This is a genomic window from Actinotalea solisilvae (assembly GCF_016464425.1).
GTDB classification, from domain to species: Bacteria; Actinomycetota; Actinomycetes; order Actinomycetales; family Cellulomonadaceae; genus Actinotalea; species Actinotalea solisilvae.
In genome coordinates this window covers 107,824-123,142 of record NZ_JADDKQ010000010.1, presented here as the reverse complement: position 1 = coordinate 123,142, position 15,319 = coordinate 107,824, and the positions used below count along the sequence as shown (strand labels likewise).

Genomic DNA, 15,319 nt, shown 5'->3' with positions numbered 1-15,319 from the left:
CCGTGGGCCGTCCGGACCTGCGCCAGGAGCGTCAGCTGCTGCGCGCGGGCCACCGCGTCGTCGTCGGCATGGACGAGGTCGGTCGCGGCGCGCTCGCCGGGCCCGTGAGCGTGGGCGCCGTCGCCGTCGACCTCTCGACGCGCGCGTGCCCCCAGGGCGTCACGGACTCCAAGCTCCTCACGCCCGCCGCGCGGCAGCGGCTCCTGCCCGCGCTCGGGCGCTGGGGCACGGCGCGCGCCGTCGGCCACGCGTCGCCCGAGGAGATCGACGCCTTCGGCATCATCGCGGCGCTGCGCCTCGCGGGCCGACGCGCGCTCGCGGCGCTCGCGCTCCCCGTCGACCTCGTCCTGCTCGACGGCAAGCACGACTGGCTCACGGCGCCGGCGGCGGCGCACGCGCAGCCCTCCCTGTTCGACGACGTGACGCCCGAGCCCCGGGTCGACGGCGAGCCGCCGACGCCCGTGGTGCGCACGCGCATCAAGGCGGACCGGACGTGCGCCTCCGTCGCGGCGGCGAGCGTGCTCGCCAAGTGCGCGCGCGACGCGATGATGGTCGAGCTCGCGCGCCGCCACCCCGAGTACGGCTGGGACGAGAACAAGGGCTACGGCTCGCCCGAGCACGTCCGGTCGCTGCGCCTGCTCGGCCCGACGCCCGCGCACCGCTGCAGCTGGCGCCTGCCCGAGACGCGCGAGCCGCTCGTCGTGCCCGTGGGTGCCGTCGCGCTCCTCGACGAGCCGGTCGCCGTGCCGACGGCGGCCGTGGCCGCCGGACCCGTCCTCGACGACGTCGTCGCCGGCGGCTCCGCGGGGGACGACCTCGGCACGCTGCTGCTCGACGACGCGCTCGAGGACGCGCTGGGTCCCGGCCGGGGGACGGGGGACCGCGCGCGATGGTCCATGATGGACGCGTGAGCGCGGAGGACCTGGAGAACTACGAGACCGACATGGAGCTCGCGCTCTACCGCGAGTACCGCGACGTCGTCGGCGTCTTCTCCTACGTGGTCGAGACCGAGCGGCGCTTCTACCTCGCGAACCAGGTGGACCTCCAGGTGCGGTCGGCCGCGGGCGAGGTCTACTTCGAGCTGACGCTCAACGACGCCTGGGTGTGGGACGTCTACCGCTCGGCGCGCTTCGTGAAGTCCGTGCGCGTCGTGACGTTCAAGGACGTCAACGTCGAGGAGCTCGCGAAGAACGAGCTCGAGCTGCCCGACGGCGGTCCCTTCCGCCGCTGAGGTCGTCCCCAGGCCGGCGCTCGTCCCCAGGCCCCGCGGTCCCTGCGACCGCGGCCCGCCCCCCGCTGCCAGCGTCTGGCGCCGGGAGGTGGTCGCCATGCGGGCGAAGGACGCGGTGGGCCGGTACGGGGAGAACGTGGCGGCGTCGTACCTGGCCGCCGCCGGGTGGCAGGTGGTCGACCGCAACTGGCGCGGCCGGGCCGGCGAGCTCGACATCGTCGCGCTGCAGGGCGACGAGCTCGTCGTCGTCGAGGTGAAGACGCGGTCGGGCGACGGCTACGGGCACCCGGCCGAGGCGGTCACGCACGCCAAGCTCGCGCGGCTGCGCCGGCTCGCCGCGGAGTGGCTCGCCGGGCACGACCTGCACCCGCGCAGCGTCCGGGTCGACGTCATCGCGGTCCGCACCGCGCGGCGCGGTCCCGCGACCGTCGAGCACCTCACGGGGGTGCTCTGATGGGCCTCGGACGCACGCGAGCCGTCTCGCTCGTCGGGCTCACGGGCCACGTCGTCGAGGTCGAGGCCCACCTCGCGGCGTCGGTGCCGGGCTTCGTGCTGGTCGGGCTGCCCGACGCGGCCCTGGCCGAGGCGCGGGACCGCGTCCGCGCGGCCGTGACGTCCTCGGGCCTCGGCTGGCCGCAGCGCCGCATCACGGTCAACCTCTCGCCCGCGTCGCTGCCCAAGGCGGGCGCGTCGTTCGACCTCGCGATCGCGGTCGCGACCCTCGCCGGGGCAGGGGTGTGCGACCCCGTCCGCGTCGCGGACTGGGTGCACGTCGGCGAGCTCGGGCTCGACGGGCGACTGCGGCCGGTGCGCGGCGTGCTGCCCGCCGTGGCCACGGCGGTGGCCGCCGGGCACCCGCGCGTCGTGGTGCCCGCGGCGAACGCCGACGAGGCACGGCTGGTCCCCGGTGCGGTCGTGCGCGCCGCGGCGAGCCTCGCCGAGGTGGCCGTCGAGCACGGCGCCGAGCTGGACGACGTGCCGGACGTCGAGGTCGCGCTCGCGGAGGAGGTGCCCGTGCCGCCGCGCCGCGCGCCGGACCTCACCGACGTCGTCGGGCAGCGCGCGGCGCGCTGGGCGCTGGAGGTCGCGGCCGCGGGCGGTCACCACGTGCTCATGGTCGGCCCGCCGGGCGCGGGCAAGACGATGCTGGCCGAGCGCCTGCCCGGCCTCCTGCCCGACCTCGACGAGGGCGAGGCCGTCGAGGTCACGGCCGTGCACTCGGTCGCGGGCACGTTCCGTCCGCAGGACGGCCTGCTGCGGCGCCCGCCGTTCGAGAACCCCCACCACACCGCCACGCCCGCGTCGGTGGTCGGTGGCGGCTCGGGGATGCCGCGGCCGGGTGCGGCGTCGCGCGCGCACCGCGGCGTGCTGTTCATGGACGAGGCCCCGGAGTTCTCGCCCCGCGTGCTGCAGACCCTCCGCCAGCCGCTCGAGGACGGCGAGCTGGTCATCCACCGCGCGGGCGGGAGCGCGCGCTTCCCCGCGCGGTTCCAGCTCGTTCTCGCCGCCAACCCCTGCCCGTGCGGGCGGGCCGTGGGCAAGGGCCTCGGCTGCGACTGCACCGCGCTCGCGCGGCGCCGGTACTTCTCGCGGCTCTCGGGGCCGCTGCTCGACCGGGTGGACCTCCAGCTCGAGGTGCTGCCGGTGACCCGCGCGGACCGCGCGGCGCGCGCGGCGCCCGAGGCGACCGCACCCGTCGCCGCCCGGGTCGCCGGTGCCCGTGCCGCCGCCCGCAGGCGCCTGGCGGGGACGCCGTGGCGCACCAACGGCGAGGTGCCCGGGGCGTGGCTCCGCTCGCACGGACCGGGTCCGGGGGCCCACCGGGACCTCGACCGCGCGCTCGACCGCGGGCTCCTGAGCCTGCGCGGCGCCGACCGGGTGCTGCGCGTCGCGTGGACGCTCGCGGACCTCGGCGGGCTCGAGCGGCCGGGCCCCGCCGAGGTCGGCCAGGCGCTCCTCCTGCGCACCCGCGGGCAGGGCGCGGCATGACGCCCGACGCGCTCGCGCGGGCCGCCTGGAGCCGGCTCACGGAGCCCGGGGACGTCGTCGCGGGGGCCCTCGTCGCCTCGCTCGGCGCGGACGAGGCCCTCGGCTGGCTGCGGGACGCGCGCGCGACGCTCGCGGCCGGGGGGACGGTCGCGCCGGAGGGCAGCGGGGACGCCGGCCGCCGGCTCGGCGCGGCGGCAGCTCGCTGGGTGACCCGGCTCGGGTCGTGCGACCCCCGGCGCGACCTCGACCACCTCGCGCGGCTCGGCGGCATCCTGCTCGTACCCGGCGACCCTGGGTGGCCCGCGGGCCTCGCCGACCTCGGCCCGGCCGCGCCGGCGTGCCTGTGGGTGCGCGGGACGGCAGGGCTCGGCGGGCTGACCGGCGGGGGCGTCGCGCTCATCGGCGCACGCGCCTGCACGCCGTACGGCGAGCACGTGACGGGCGAGCTCGCGAGCGGGCTCGCGGACGCGGGCCGGACCGTCGTCTCGGGCGGCGCCTACGGGATCGACGCCGTCGCCCACCGCGTCGCGCTCGCGAGCGGCGGACGGACGGTCGCGTTCCTCGCGGGCGGGGTGGACCGCCCCTACCCGGCGGGCAACGCCCGGCTCCTCGCGGCGATCGCCGACGGCGGTGGTGCCTGCGTGAGCGAGGTGCCGCCGGGCTCCGTGCCGAGCCGCACGCGGTTCCTCCAGCGCAACCGCCTCATCGCGGCCGCGGCGTGCGCCACCGTCGTCGTCGAGGCCGCGTGGCGCTCGGGCGCGCTGAGCACCGCGGGTCACGCCGCGGGCCTGCTCCGGCCGGTCGGCGCGGTCCCCGGCCCGGTGACGTCCGCGGCGTCCGCCGGGTGCCACCGGCTGCTCCGCGAGGGCGCCGCGGTCTGCGTCACCGACGTGGGCGAGGTGCTCGAGCTCGTGGACGCGCCGGGTGCGCCGGCCCCGACGGCCCCGGCGGGAAGAGCGCACCGGGACGCGGACGACCGGCCGGACCTCGGCGGGCTCGACGACGCGGCGCGGCGCACGTTCGACGCGCTGCCGGCGCGCGGCGCCACCACGGTCGACGCCCTGGTACGGGTGGCCGGGCTGCCCCTCGCCGAGGTCGCCGCCGCTCTCGGCGCCCTGGAGCTCGCGGGGCTCGCGGGTCACGGTTCGGGGCGTTGGCGCCGGATTCGTCCGGCTCCGGAACCGGGACCCACCCGGGCGAACCGGACACCGGCCGGCCCGGAAGCGCCCGGGAGCGGGTGAAGTCTGGCGGGTCCACCTTGTGAGCGCTCGCCCGACGGGCCACGGTAGGGCCATGCAGCCCGCCAGCGACGCGCTCGTCGCGCCGACCGACGACGCCGTCGTGGCCGAGTTCGGGCTGCACCTGTCGGCCGCGCGCGGGCTCTCGCCGCACACGGTGCGCGCGTACTGCGGCGACGTCCGGCACGTCGTCGGCTTCGCGCGTCGCCGCGGCGTCGCGTGGCGCGACGTCGACCTCCCGCTGCTGCGCGCCTGGCTCGCGTCGATGGTCACCGGACGGCTGGCCCGCGCGACGATCGCCCGCCGGGGAGCCGCGGTGCGCGCCTTCTACGCCTGGGCCGCGCACGAGGGCCTGGTCACGACCGACCCGGCCGTCCGCCTGGTCACGGCCCAGCCGGGGGACAGCCTGCCGACAGCGCTCGGCGTCGCGCCGGCGGCGCACCTGCTCGACGCGGCCCGCGAGGCGGCCGCCGAGGGCGCGCCGGTCGCGCTGCGCGACTGGGCGCTGCTCGAGCTGCTCTACGCCACCGGCGTGCGCGTCGGCGAGCTCGTCGGCGCGGACGTCGACGACGTCGACCTCGGGGGCCGGCTGCTGCGTGTCCTGGGCAAGGGCGCCAAGGAGCGCGTCGTGCCCTTCGGGTCGCCCGCCGGCCGTGCCGTGTCGGCCTGGCTCGACCGGGGCCGCCCGGCGCTCGCGACCTCGACCTCCGGCCCCGCGCTCCTCCTGGGCACCCGCGGGCAGCGGATGGACCAGCGGCAGGTCCGCACGGTCGTCCACCGCGCCGCGGCCGCCGCGGGCGTCGAGGACATCGCGCCGCACGCGCTGCGCCACACCGCGGCGACGCACCTGGTGCAGGGTGGCTCGGACCTGCGTAGCGTTCAGGAGATGCTGGGCCACGCGACGCTCGCCACCACGCAGCGCTACACGCACGTCAGCCCCGACCGCCTGCGGTCGTCCTACCTCCAAGCCCACCCACGAGCCTGAGAGGGACCGCGATGCCAGCACAGTCCCGCGCCCAGTCCGCCGAGAGCGCCACGCGCACCTCCGGCGAGGTCGTCCCGCGCCCCCACACCGAGGGGAGCGCCGAGGACGCGCTGCACGTCTCGTCCGTGTGGTCGGTGTTCAAGGAGACCGGCGACCGCGGTGCCCGCGAGCGGCTGATCCTGCACTACGCGCCGCTCGTCACCATGGTCGCGGGGCGCGTGGGCGCCGGTCTGCCGAGCACGGTCGAGCAGGCGGACCTCGTGTCCTACGGCATGTTCGGGCTCATCGACGCGATCGAGAAGTACGAGACCGACCGGGCCGTGAAGTTCGAGACCTACGCGAGCTCGCGCATCCGCGGCGCCATCATCGACGAGCTGCGCGCGATCGACTGGATCCCGCGCTCGGTGCGCACCAAGGCCCGTGCGGTCGACCGCGCGTTCGCCGAGCTCGAGGGCGAGCTGCGGCGCGCACCCTCCGAGCAGGAGGTCGCCGCGCGCCTGGAGATCGGCGTCACCGAGCTGCGCGCCGTGTTCACCCAGCTCTCCACCGTCAACGTGGCGGCCCTGGACGAGCTGCTGGGCGGCGGCTCGGAGCGTGGCGACTCCCTCTCGCTCCTCGACACGCTCGAGGACCCCGCCGCGACGGACCCCGCGGGCAACGTCGAGGCGCAGGAGATGAAGATCGTCCTCGCCCGCGCGATCGAGCGCCTCGGCGAGCGCGAGAAGCTCGTCCTGGTCCTCTACTACTACGAGGGCATGACCCTCGCGGAGATCGGCCGCATCCTCGGCGTCACCGAGTCGCGGATCTCCCAGATGCACACGGCCGCGATGCTCCGCCTGCGCACGACGCTGCAGGAGCACGACCGGGTCTGACGGCCCACCCGCGGCCCGCCCGCGGCCGGCGGCGCCTCCGGCGTCACCGCCCGTGCGACCCGGCGACCGGGAGCAGCACCACCGGTCCGGCGCCGGGCAGCAGCGCGAGCGGGTCGACGTAGCGTTCGCCCTCACGCACGCCCCAGTGCAGGCACCGCGGCGCGCAGTGGGTCGCGGCGGGGGGAGGCTCGACGGAGCCCACGACCGCGCCCGCCTCCACGCGCGCCCCCACCGCCACGGCCGCGACGACGGGCTCGAGGCTCGAGCGACGGCCGTCGTCGTGGAGCAGGGTGAGGACGTGCCGGTCCACGACCGGCCCGGCCACCACGACGGTCCCCGCCGCGGGGGCCACGACCGTGGTCCCCGCCGGCGCGTCGAGGTCGACCCCGCGGTGCCCGGCCGCCCAGCGCTGCGCGGGCGGGTCGAACCGTGACCGCACCGCGCCTCCCGGGACGGGCAGGCCGTAGCTGCCCGCGTCGTCGAGACCCGCGGCGCGGGCCACGGCCTCGAGCGCGCTGCGGGGCGCCGTCGGCGCGCCGGCGGCGGCACCAGCGGTGCCCGCCGCACGCGCCGGCCCCGGTGCCGCCGCGGTGGTCGCCGACCCGGGGCCCGGCAGCACCACCAGACCAGCGGCGAGCGCGACCGCGGCGACCGTGCCCCCGCGGGCACGGACACGCCCCAGGGCCGCGCCCCGCCCCGTCGCGGCAGGTCCCCGGACCGGACGACGGCGCGGCACCGGGCCGGGGCGCGGGGCGGGAGGACGGGTGCGTCGCGGGCTCATGCCGCCACGGTGGCGGGCCGTGGCGGGCCGCGGGCGCAGGGACCGCCGGGCCTGGGGACGAGCCGCGCGGCCGGTCCGGCGGGGGACGGGCGGACCCGGCCGGTCGGGTACGATGAGCGTCGCACCCGGTCCGCCGGGTGACATCGCGCGCCATCCTCCCCCGTCCCCGGACCCGTCCGGTGGGGGAACGTGTGCCGGCGACGGTCCGGGTCGGCCCTTCGGGGACGCCCGGCGTCGGCACCGTGTGGCGCCAGGGGCGTCCGGTCACCCGACCGCCGCCGACAACCGGATGCGGACCGCCCTCGTGGCGGGCCGCCTGCACTCGCGCGGCCCCGTCGGGCCGCGCCGGAAGGACGTGCCATGGCCGTCGTGACCATGCGCCAGATGCTCGAGAGCGGTGTCCACTTCGGGCACCAGACCCGTCGCTGGAACCCGAAGATGAAGCGGTTCATCCTCACGGAGCGCAACGGGATCTACATCGTCGACCTCCAGCAGTCGCTGTCGTACATCGACCGCGCCTACGAGTTCGTCAAGGAGACGGTCGCCCACGGCGGCACGATCCTCTTCGTCGGCACCAAGAAGCAGGCGCAGGAGCCCGTGGCCGAGCAGGCCGCGCGCGTGGGGATGCCCTACGTCAACCAGCGCTGGCTCGGTGGCATGCTCACCAACTTCACGACGGTCAACAAGCGTCTCCAGCGCCTCAAGGAGCTCGAGGAGATCGACTTCGACGACGTCGCCGGCAGTGCCTTCACGAAGAAGGAGCTGCTCATCATGCGCCGCGAGAAGGACAAGCTCTCGAAGACGCTCGGCGGCATCCGCGACATGGCGAAGGTCCCCTCCGCCGTGTGGATCGTCGACACGAACAAGGAGCACCTCGCGGTCGACGAGGCGCGCAAGCTCGGCATCCCGGTCGTCGCGATCCTCGACACCAACTGCGACCCGGACGTCGTCGACTACCAGATCCCGGGCAACGACGACGCGATCCGCGCCGTCACGCTGCTGACCCGCGTCATCGCGGACGCGGCCGCCGAGGGCCTCATCGCCCGCCACTCGAGCCGCACCGGGAGCACCGAGGGCGCGGCCGAGGTCGAGGCCGAGCCGCTCGCCGAGTGGGAGCGGGAGCTCCTCGCCGGTGCGGGTGACGCCGCCGTCCAGACGGAGCCGAAGGTCGCCGCGCGCGGCGACCAGGCCGACGCCGCCCCCGTCGTCAGCGACGACCTGCCGGCCGACGCCGCGGCCGCCGAGGCCGAGGTCGAGAGCCCCGTCGAGGCGATCGGCTCGACCGAGCAGGGTGCGCCCACCGGCCAGGACGCGGCCCCCGCGGCCGAGGCCGAGGGTGCCGCCACCCCCGCCGAGGGCGACTCCGCCGCCAACTGACCTCGTCCCGGGGCGCCCCCGCGGGGCGCCCCGGGCCACGACCGACAGACAAGGACTCCCCATGGCGAACTACACCGCCGCTGACATCAAGGCCCTGCGCGAGCGCACGGGCGCAGGCATGCTCGACGTCAAGAAGGCGCTCGACGAGGCCGACGGCGACGCCGAGAAGGCGCTCGAGATCATCCGCGTCAAGGGCCTCAAGGGCGTGAGCAAGCGCGAGGGCCGGGCCGCGTCCGACGGTCTCGTCGCCGCCGAGGTCGTCGACGGCCCCGAGGGCCAGACCGGCGTGCTCATCGAGCTCAACTCCGAGACCGACTTCGTCGCGAAGAACACGACGTTCATCGCGCTCGCCGAGAAGGTCCTCGCCGCCACGGTCGCCGCGAACACCGACGACGTCGCCGCGGTCCTCGCGTCCGAGGTCGACGGCCGCACGGTGCAGGAGACGATCGACGAGACGGCCGCGACGCTGGGCGAGAAGGTCGTCCTGCGCCGCATCGCGCGTGTCACCGCGCCGTCGGTCAGCGTGTACCTGCACAAGGTCAACAAGGACCTCCCGCCCCAGGTCGGCGTCCTGCTCGGCACGGACGAGGCGGGCGCCTCGGTGGCCCGCGACGTCGCGATGCACATCGCCGCGTTCTCGCCCACCTTCCTCACGCGCGACGAGGTCCCGGCCGAGACGGTCGAGGCTGAGCGCCGCATCTCCGAGGAGACGGCGCGCAACGAGGGCAAGCCCGAGGCCGCCCTCGCCAAGATCGTCGAGGGTCGTCTCAACGGCTTCTTCAAGGAGAACGTCCTGGTCGACCAGGCGTACGCCAAGGAGAACAAGAAGTCGGTCGGCCAGGTCCTCACCGAGGCCGGCGGCACGGCCACGGGCTTCGCGCGCTTCCGCGTCGGAGCCTGAGCCCGACCCCGCCCGCGCGCACGCCCCCGCGGGGCGCGCCGCGCGGGCGGGGCGGCTCGACCGCCCGGCCCCGGCTCCGCCGCGGCTCCCGGGCGCGCACGACCCCGGCGCGCACGACGCCGGGCCGGGACGCGACGACGGAGGCCCTGTGAACCCCACGACCGCTCCCGGGCCGACGCCCGGCACGACGACGGACGCGGCGCCCGCACGCCGGGTGCTCCTCAAGCTCTCGGGCGAGACGTTCGGCGGCGGCACCATCGGCCTCGCGCCGGACGTCGTCCGTCGCGTGGCCGTGGAGATCGCCGAGGCCGTCCGGGCGGGCGTCGAGGTCGCGATCGTCGTCGGCGGCGGCAACTTCTTCCGCGGCGCCGAGCTCTCCCAGAGCGGGCTCGACCGCGCGCGGGCCGACTACATGGGCATGCTCGGCACGGTCCTCAACTGCCTCGCGCTGCAGGACTTCCTCGAGCAGGCCGGCGTGAGCACGCGAGTCCAGACCGCGATCGCGATGGGCCAGGTGGCCGAGCCCTACATCCCGCTGCGCGCGATCCGCCACCTCGAGAAGGGCCGCGTCGTCATCTTCGGCGCCGGCGCCGGCATGCCCTACTTCTCGACGGACACCGTCGCCGTGCAGCGCGCCCTGGAGACGCACTGCCAGGAGGTGCTCATGGGCAAGAACGGCGTCGACGGCGTCTACACGGCCGACCCGCGCAGCGATCCGACGGCCGCGAAGCTGGACACCCTGACGTACACCGAGGCCCTCGTCGAGGGCCTCGAGGTCATGGACGCGACCGCCCTCAGCCTCTGCCGCGACAACGACGTGCGCATGCGCGTGTTCGGCATGGGGGAGCCGGGGAACGTCACGCGAGCCCTCCGGGGTGAGAGGATCGGCACGCTGCTCACGGCGGGCTGACCGACCGGCCCAGGGCCGGGGCGCCCACCCGCCGCGCACGACCCCCCGCACGACGACGACGAAGGAGCACCGGTGATCGACGACACCCTCCTCGAGGCCGAGGAGAAGATGGACAAGGCCGTCGAGGTCGCGAAGGAGGACTTCGCGACGATCCGGACGGGCCGCGCCAACGCGGCCATGTTCACCAAGATCGTCGTGGACTACTACGGCGCGCCGACGCCCCTGCAGCAGCTCGCGTCCTTCACGACGCCCGAGGCGCGCACCATCCTCATCTCGCCGTTCGACCAGTCCTCGCTGGGCAACATCGAGCGCGCGCTGCGCGACTCGGACCTGGGCGTCAACCCGAGCAACGACGGCAAGATCATCCGCATCGTGCTGCCGCAGCTCACGCAGGAGCGCCGCCGCGACTACGTCAAGCTCGCCAAGAACAAGGCGGAGGAGGCGCGCGTCTCGGTGCGCAACATCCGTCGTCGTGCGAAGGAGGAGCTCGACCGCATCGCCCGCGACGGCGAGGCGGGCGAGGACGAGGTCGCGCGCGCCGAGAAGGAGCTCGAGGCCCTGACCAAGCGCCACACGGACCTGGTGGACCAGGTCCTGGCGGCCAAGGAGAGCGAGCTGCTCGAGGTCTGATGAGCGAGCTGGGGATCAGGGTGCAGGCAGAGCGCGCCGTGGCGGGGACGCCGCGCGCGGGCCGCGACCTGCCCATCGCCATCGGCGTGGGGCTCGCGCTCCTCGCCGTCGTGGCGGGCTCCCTGGTCTTCCGCAAGGAGGGCTTCATCCTCGTCGCCGCCGCGGCGTGCGGGGTCGCGCTCTGGGAGCTCGCGCACGCCTTCGTGCGGCGCGGCATCCACATCCCGCTCCTGCCCCTGCTGGTCGGCCTCGTCGGCATCATGGTCTCGGCGTACACGTCGGGTCCCGAGGCCCTGCTCGTCGCGTTCATGCTCACCGCGGGTGGCGTCGTCGTCTGGCGGGTGCTCGACGGGACGGGCCCCGCGGCCCTGCGCGACGCCGCGGCGGGCACCTTCGCGACGGCGTACATCCCGTTCATGGCGGGCTTCGTCATGCTCATGCTCGCCCAGCCGGACGGCGCCGGCCGGGTCGCACTCTTCGTCCTGCTCGCCGTCGCGAACGACACGGGCGGCTACGTCGCGGGGGTGCTCGCCGGGCGCCACCCGCTCGCCCCGTCGGTCAGCCCCAAGAAGTCCTGGGAGGGGCTCGGCGGCTCGTTCCTGCTCGCCGGGGCCGTGGGCGGCGTCGGGGCCGCGGTGCTCCTCGACGCGTCGCCCGTGTTCGGCGTCCTCCTCGGCGCCGCGTCGGTGCTCACCGCGACCCTCGGCGACCTCGCGGAGTCGCTGCTCAAGCGCGACCTCGAGCTCAAGGACATGGGCCGCATCCTCCCGGGGCACGGCGGCGTGCTCGACCGGCTCGACTCGATGCTGCTCACCGCCCCCCTCGTCCACCTCCTCCTCCTCGTCGCGCTGCCCGCCGCGGCGGCGTGACAGACTGCTGGCTGACATGACCGAGGTACGCCCGGGCGCCGAGGGACGCGCGCCGCTCACGCTGACGATGGCCCCGCGCCGTCGCGGGAAGCCGCCGCAGCACTTCGCCGACCTCGCACCGGAGGAGCGCGGCCCCGCGGTGGCCGCCCTCGGCGCCAAGGCCTTCCGCGCCAAGCAGCTGTCGACGCACTACTACACGCACCTCACGAGCGACCCCGCGGAGATGACCGACCTCCCGCAGGCGGACCGCGAGGGCTTCGTCGCCGAGCTCTTCCCGCCGCTGCTGCGGTCGATCCGCACGCTCGAGGCGGACGGCGGCACGACCGTGAAGACGCTCTGGCGCCTCTACGACGACGTCAAGGTCGAGTCCGTCCTCATGCGCTACCCCGGGCGCTCGACGCTGTGCGTCTCGAGCCAGGCGGGCTGCGGCATGGCGTGCCCCTTCTGCGCGACCGGGCAGCAGGGCCTCACCCGCAACCTGTCGACCGCCGAGATCGTCGAGCAGGTGCGCCACGCGGCGCGCGCGCTCGACCGGGGCGAGGTGGCGGGCGGGCCCGGTCGGCTGTCGAACATCGTCTTCATGGGCATGGGGGAGCCGCTCGCGAACTACCGGGTCGTCGTCGACGCGGTGCGACGCTTCGTCGCGCCCGCTCCCGACGGCTTCGGCCTCTCCGCGCGCAACGTCACCGTGTCGACCGTGGGCCTCGTGCCCGCGATCGACAAGCTCGCGAAGGAGGGCATCCCGGTGACCCTCGCGCTGTCGCTGCACGCGCCCGACGACGACCTGCGCAGCGAGCTGGTGCCGATCAACACGCGGTGGACGGTCGACGAGGCGCTCGACGCGGCGCGCCGCTACTTCGACGCGACCGGGCGCCGCGTGAGCATCGAGTACGCGCTCATCAAGGACATGAACGACCACGCCTGGCGCGCGGACCTCCTGGGCGAGAAGCTCACGGCCCGCGGCAAGGGCTGGGTCCACATCAACCCCATCCCGCTCAACCCCACCCCGGGCTCGATCTGGACAGCGAGCGAGCGGCCGGTCGAGGCCGAGTTCGTCGCGCGGCTGCGCCGGCACGGCATCCCCACGACGGTCCGGGACACGCGCGGGAGCGACATCGACGGGGCGTGCGGGCAGCTCGCCGCCGAGGAGGTCTCATGACGGCCATGTTCCGGACCGCGGGGCGGCTGCGCTCGGGCTACGACACCGACCAGGTGGACGAGTTCTTCACGCACGCCCGGCGGGTGTACGAGGGCGAGATCCGCGAGCCGCTCGCGGGCGCGGACGTGCGCCGGGCCGCCTTCGACCTCGTGCGCGGCGGCTACGCGACGTCGTCGGTGGACGCCGCGCTCGACCGCCTCGAGCGCGCGTTCGTCGCGCGCCAGCGCCAGGAGTTCGTCGCGGCGCACGGTCAGCAGGCGTGGATGGAGCACCTGGCCGCGCAGGCGCGCACGCTCTACGGTCGCCTCTCCCGGCCCGACGGCGAGCGCTTCGCCCCGCCGGCGCGCGGCGAGCAGGGGTACGACCCGGACGACGTCGACGACCTGTGCCACCGCCTCGTCGACTACTTCGACCACGGTCAGTCGCTCACGTCGGACGAGGTACGGACCGCGACCTTCGGCCGGGCCAAGGGCCGGTCGGCCTACGCCGAGGCGCCCGTGGACGCGTTCTGCGACCGTGCGATCGAGGTGCTGCTCGGCGTCGAGTGAGCCGCGCGGCCGGCCTCAGACGGCGCGGTCGCCGCGCCACCCGTCGGCACCCTCGGCGGGGATGTCCTCGTCGAGCATGACCTCCTGCATCTGGAGGATGCGCCGCTCGATCCGGGCGACGTCGAACAGCTCGACGTCGCTGTCGGCGCCGGCCGTCTGCACGACGAGCGTGCCGCAGCCGAGCACCCGGTCGAGCAGCGACTGGCGGTAGCTCACGGAGTGCACGCGGTCGATCGGGATGTCCTTGCCCTCGCGCGCGAGGACGCCGCGGCGGCTGATGAGGCGCCGCGTCGTGAGCGTGTCGGTCGAGGTGACCCAGGCGAGGAACGGCCGCAGCCCGAACCACAGGACGAGCAGCCCGGCGAGCGCGACGACGGACCAGCGCAGCCACGCCTGCGCGTCGGGGTCGGGTGCGAGCACCAGGAGGGTCACCGCCACCGCGCCCCCGGCGAGCAGCGTGACGAGCGCGGGCCCCACGAGGTTCTTCCAGTGCGAGTGCGCGGTGAACACGACCGACTCGCCCGCGGCGAGCATCGACTCCTTGACCATGGCCGGATCATCGCACCACCGGACCGCGGCTGTCCGGCGCCTGCGTCGTCGCCACGTCCCGGGGGCTGGGAGACTGGTGCGGTGACGCGCACCGTGGCCCTGCTCGGCTCGACCGGATCCATCGGCACCCAGGCCGTCGACGTCGTCCTGCGGCACCCGGACCGGTTCCGCGTCGTGGGCCTCAGCGCGGGCGGGTCGGACCCGCGCCTGCTCGCCGACCAGGTGCTGCGGCTCGGCGTCCAGACCGTCGCCGTCGCGGACCCCGACGCGGGCTTCCGCGTGCTCGAGGAGGTCACGCGCCTCGCCGCGGAGCGCGGCGTCGGCGCCGTGGGCGTCGAGCTCCTCGTCGGGCCGGACGCCGCGACCACGCTCGCGGGGCGCGGCGCCGACGTCGTGCTCAACGGGATCACCGGGTCCGTGGGCCTGGGTCCGACGCTCGCGGCGCTCGAGGCCGGCTCGACGCTCGCGCTCGCCAACAAGGAGTCGCTCGTCGTGGGGGGTGCGCTCGTCCGCGCGGCGCAGCGGCGGCCCGACCAGATCGTGCCCGTCGACTCCGAGCACTCCGCCATCGCGCAGTGCCTGCGGTCCGGGGGGCGCGCGGAGGTGCGCCGGCTCGTGCTCACGGCGTCCGGCGGGCCGTTCCGCGGGCGCACGCGCGACGAGCTCAAGCCCGTCTCGCCCGACGAGGCCCTCGCGCACCCGACGTGGAGCATGGGGCCGGTCGTGACCATCAACTCCGCGACGCTGATGAACAAGGGCCTCGAGCTCATCGAGGCGCACCTGCTCTTCGACGTGCCCGTGGCGGACATCGCGGTGGTCGTCCACCCGCAGTCGGTCGTGCACTCGATGGTCGAGTTCGTGGACGGGTCGACGATCGCGCAGGCCTCGCCGCCCGACATGCGCCTGCCGATCGCGCTCGGCCTGTCGTGGCCGGAGCGGCTCGACCCGGTGACGCCGCCGTGCGACTGGACGCGCGCGACGTCCTGGACGTTCGAGCCGCTCGACGACGAGGTCTTCCCCGCGCTGCGGCTCGCGCGCGAGGCGGTGGCGGCCTCGCCCACCCACCCCGCGGTCCTCAACGCGGCCAACGAGGAGTGCGTCGCCGCGTTCCTCGCCGGCCGGATCGGTTTCCTCGACATCGTCGACACGGTCGAGCGCGTCCTGGGGGAGCACGGGGGCTCCGCCGCCGACGTCACGCTCGACGACGTCCTCGAGGCCGAGCGCTGGGCGCGCGCCCGCGCGCACGAGGTGCTCGACCGCCGCTGACCCCGCCGTGTGCA

17 protein-coding genes are annotated in these 15,319 nt (G+C 75.8%); 15 read left to right on the top strand and 2 right to left on the bottom strand.

The genetic code is table 11. The features are described 5' to 3' along the window. Positions 1-2: 2 nt before the first annotated feature. The 7 genes from rnhB to whiG all read left to right on the top strand — a co-directional run bounded on the left by rnhB (position 3) and on the right by whiG (position 6,315). The gene (gene rnhB, locus JIG38_RS10925) at positions 3-911 is read left to right on the top strand and encodes a ribonuclease HII (RefSeq protein ID WP_307844814.1); all 909 of its coding nucleotides are present in this window, start codon (positions 3-5) and stop codon (positions 909-911) included. After that, complete coding sequence (locus JIG38_RS10920) at positions 908-1,231, top strand: DUF2469 domain-containing protein (protein WP_199423838.1); 324 nt, start codon at positions 908-910, stop codon at positions 1,229-1,231. Before rnhB ends, JIG38_RS10920 begins: the two co-directional genes overlap by 4 nt. 97 nt (positions 1,232-1,328) lie before the next feature. Further along, positions 1,329-1,685, top strand: coding sequence for a YraN family protein (locus JIG38_RS10915; protein WP_199423837.1), 357 nt, complete (start codon positions 1,329-1,331; stop codon positions 1,683-1,685). After that, a complete protein-coding gene (locus JIG38_RS10910; protein ID WP_199423836.1) occupies positions 1,685-3,220 on the top strand; it encodes a YifB family Mg chelatase-like AAA ATPase in 1,536 nt (511 codons plus the stop codon). Before JIG38_RS10915 ends, JIG38_RS10910 begins: the two co-directional genes overlap by 1 nt. Next, complete coding sequence (dprA, locus tag JIG38_RS10905) at positions 3,217-4,461, top strand: DNA-processing protein DprA (protein WP_199423835.1); 1,245 nt, start codon at positions 3,217-3,219, stop codon at positions 4,459-4,461. Before JIG38_RS10910 ends, dprA begins: the two co-directional genes overlap by 4 nt. A 52-nt stretch (positions 4,462-4,513) precedes the next feature. Further along, a complete protein-coding gene (locus JIG38_RS10900) occupies positions 4,514-5,443 on the top strand; it encodes a tyrosine recombinase XerC (protein ID WP_199423834.1) in 930 nt (309 codons plus the stop codon). A gap of 11 nt (positions 5,444-5,454) precedes the next feature. After that, positions 5,455-6,315 carry an RNA polymerase sigma factor WhiG gene (gene whiG / locus JIG38_RS10895; protein ID WP_199423833.1) on the top strand — a complete coding sequence of 287 codons (861 nt, stop codon included), beginning with the start codon at positions 5,455-5,457 and terminating at the stop codon, positions 6,313-6,315. A 43-nt stretch (positions 6,316-6,358) separates the two neighbouring features. On the opposite strand, the gene JIG38_RS10890 is transcribed toward whiG, so the two are convergent. Then, positions 6,359-6,937, bottom strand: coding sequence for a M23 family metallopeptidase (locus JIG38_RS10890; RefSeq protein ID WP_307844812.1), 579 nt, complete (start codon positions 6,935-6,937; stop codon positions 6,359-6,361). 519 nt (positions 6,938-7,456) lie between these two features. Here JIG38_RS10890 and rpsB point away from each other — a divergent pair. The 7 genes from rpsB to JIG38_RS10855 all read left to right on the top strand — a co-directional run bounded on the left by rpsB (position 7,457) and on the right by JIG38_RS10855 (position 13,490). Next, positions 7,457-8,473, top strand: a complete 1,017-nt coding sequence (gene rpsB, locus JIG38_RS10885; protein WP_199423831.1) for a 30S ribosomal protein S2 — start codon at positions 7,457-7,459, stop codon at positions 8,471-8,473. 61 nt (positions 8,474-8,534) lie between these two features. Continuing rightward, a complete protein-coding gene (tsf, locus tag JIG38_RS10880; protein WP_199423830.1) occupies positions 8,535-9,374 on the top strand; it encodes a translation elongation factor Ts in 840 nt (279 codons plus the stop codon). Positions 9,375-9,522: 148 nt separating this feature from the next. Next, positions 9,523-10,284, top strand: a complete 762-nt coding sequence (gene pyrH, locus JIG38_RS10875) for a UMP kinase (RefSeq protein ID WP_199423829.1) — start codon at positions 9,523-9,525, stop codon at positions 10,282-10,284. Between the two features lie 72 nt (positions 10,285-10,356). Further along, positions 10,357-10,914 (top strand): ribosome recycling factor, encoded by a 558-nt coding sequence (gene frr, locus JIG38_RS10870; protein ID WP_199423828.1) that lies wholly within the window; start codon positions 10,357-10,359, stop codon positions 10,912-10,914. Then, entirely contained in the window at positions 10,914-11,783 is an 870-nt protein-coding gene (locus tag JIG38_RS10865; RefSeq protein ID WP_199423827.1) for a phosphatidate cytidylyltransferase, read from the top strand. The genes frr and JIG38_RS10865 overlap by 1 nt, the downstream gene beginning before the upstream one ends. A gap of 16 nt (positions 11,784-11,799) precedes the next feature. Further along, a complete protein-coding gene (rlmN, locus tag JIG38_RS10860) occupies positions 11,800-12,942 on the top strand; it encodes a dual-specificity RNA methyltransferase RlmN (RefSeq protein ID WP_199423826.1) in 1,143 nt (380 codons plus the stop codon). Then, positions 12,939-13,490 carry a DivIVA domain-containing protein gene (locus JIG38_RS10855; protein ID WP_199423825.1) on the top strand — a complete coding sequence of 184 codons (552 nt, stop codon included), beginning with the start codon at positions 12,939-12,941 and terminating at the stop codon, positions 13,488-13,490. Before rlmN ends, JIG38_RS10855 begins: the two co-directional genes overlap by 4 nt. A gap of 15 nt (positions 13,491-13,505) precedes the next feature. Here the strand turns inward: JIG38_RS10855 and JIG38_RS10850 are convergent, their stop codons facing one another. Continuing rightward, entirely contained in the window at positions 13,506-14,039 is a 534-nt protein-coding gene (locus JIG38_RS10850; RefSeq protein ID WP_199423824.1) for a PH domain-containing protein, read from the bottom strand. An 81-nt stretch (positions 14,040-14,120) separates the two neighbouring features. Here JIG38_RS10850 and dxr point away from each other — a divergent pair, with 81 nt between their 5' ends. Then, positions 14,121-15,305, top strand: a complete 1,185-nt coding sequence (dxr, locus tag JIG38_RS10845) for a 1-deoxy-D-xylulose-5-phosphate reductoisomerase (RefSeq protein ID WP_199423823.1) — start codon at positions 14,121-14,123, stop codon at positions 15,303-15,305. The last annotated feature ends 14 nt before the right edge of the window (positions 15,306-15,319 follow it).

Excerpts from the sequence above, each read along its gene's own strand:
- JIG38_RS10915 (WP_199423837.1), top strand. The coding sequence starts at position 1,329 with ATGCGGGCGAAGGACGCGGTGGGCCGGTACGGGGAGAACGTGGCGGCG.
- JIG38_RS10910 (WP_199423836.1), top strand. The coding sequence starts at position 1,685 with ATGGGCCTCGGACGCACGCGAGCCGTCTCGCTCGTCGGGCTCACGGGC.
- dprA (WP_199423835.1), top strand. The coding sequence starts at position 3,217 with ATGACGCCCGACGCGCTCGCGCGGGCCGCCTGGAGCCGGCTCACGGAG.
- JIG38_RS10900 (WP_199423834.1), top strand. The coding sequence starts at position 4,514 with ATGCAGCCCGCCAGCGACGCGCTCGTCGCGCCGACCGACGACGCCGTC.
- whiG (WP_199423833.1), top strand. The coding sequence starts at position 5,455 with ATGCCAGCACAGTCCCGCGCCCAGTCCGCCGAGAGCGCCACGCGCACC.
- rpsB (WP_199423831.1), top strand. The coding sequence starts at position 7,457 with ATGGCCGTCGTGACCATGCGCCAGATGCTCGAGAGCGGTGTCCACTTC.
- tsf (WP_199423830.1), top strand. The coding sequence starts at position 8,535 with ATGGCGAACTACACCGCCGCTGACATCAAGGCCCTGCGCGAGCGCACG.
- JIG38_RS10865 (WP_199423827.1), top strand. The coding sequence starts at position 10,914 with ATGAGCGAGCTGGGGATCAGGGTGCAGGCAGAGCGCGCCGTGGCGGGG.
- rlmN (WP_199423826.1), top strand. The coding sequence starts at position 11,800 with ATGACCGAGGTACGCCCGGGCGCCGAGGGACGCGCGCCGCTCACGCTG.
- JIG38_RS10855 (WP_199423825.1), top strand. The coding sequence starts at position 12,939 with ATGACGGCCATGTTCCGGACCGCGGGGCGGCTGCGCTCGGGCTACGAC.
- JIG38_RS10850 (WP_199423824.1), bottom strand. The coding sequence starts at position 14,039 with ATGGTCAAGGAGTCGATGCTCGCCGCGGGCGAGTCGGTCGTGTTCACC.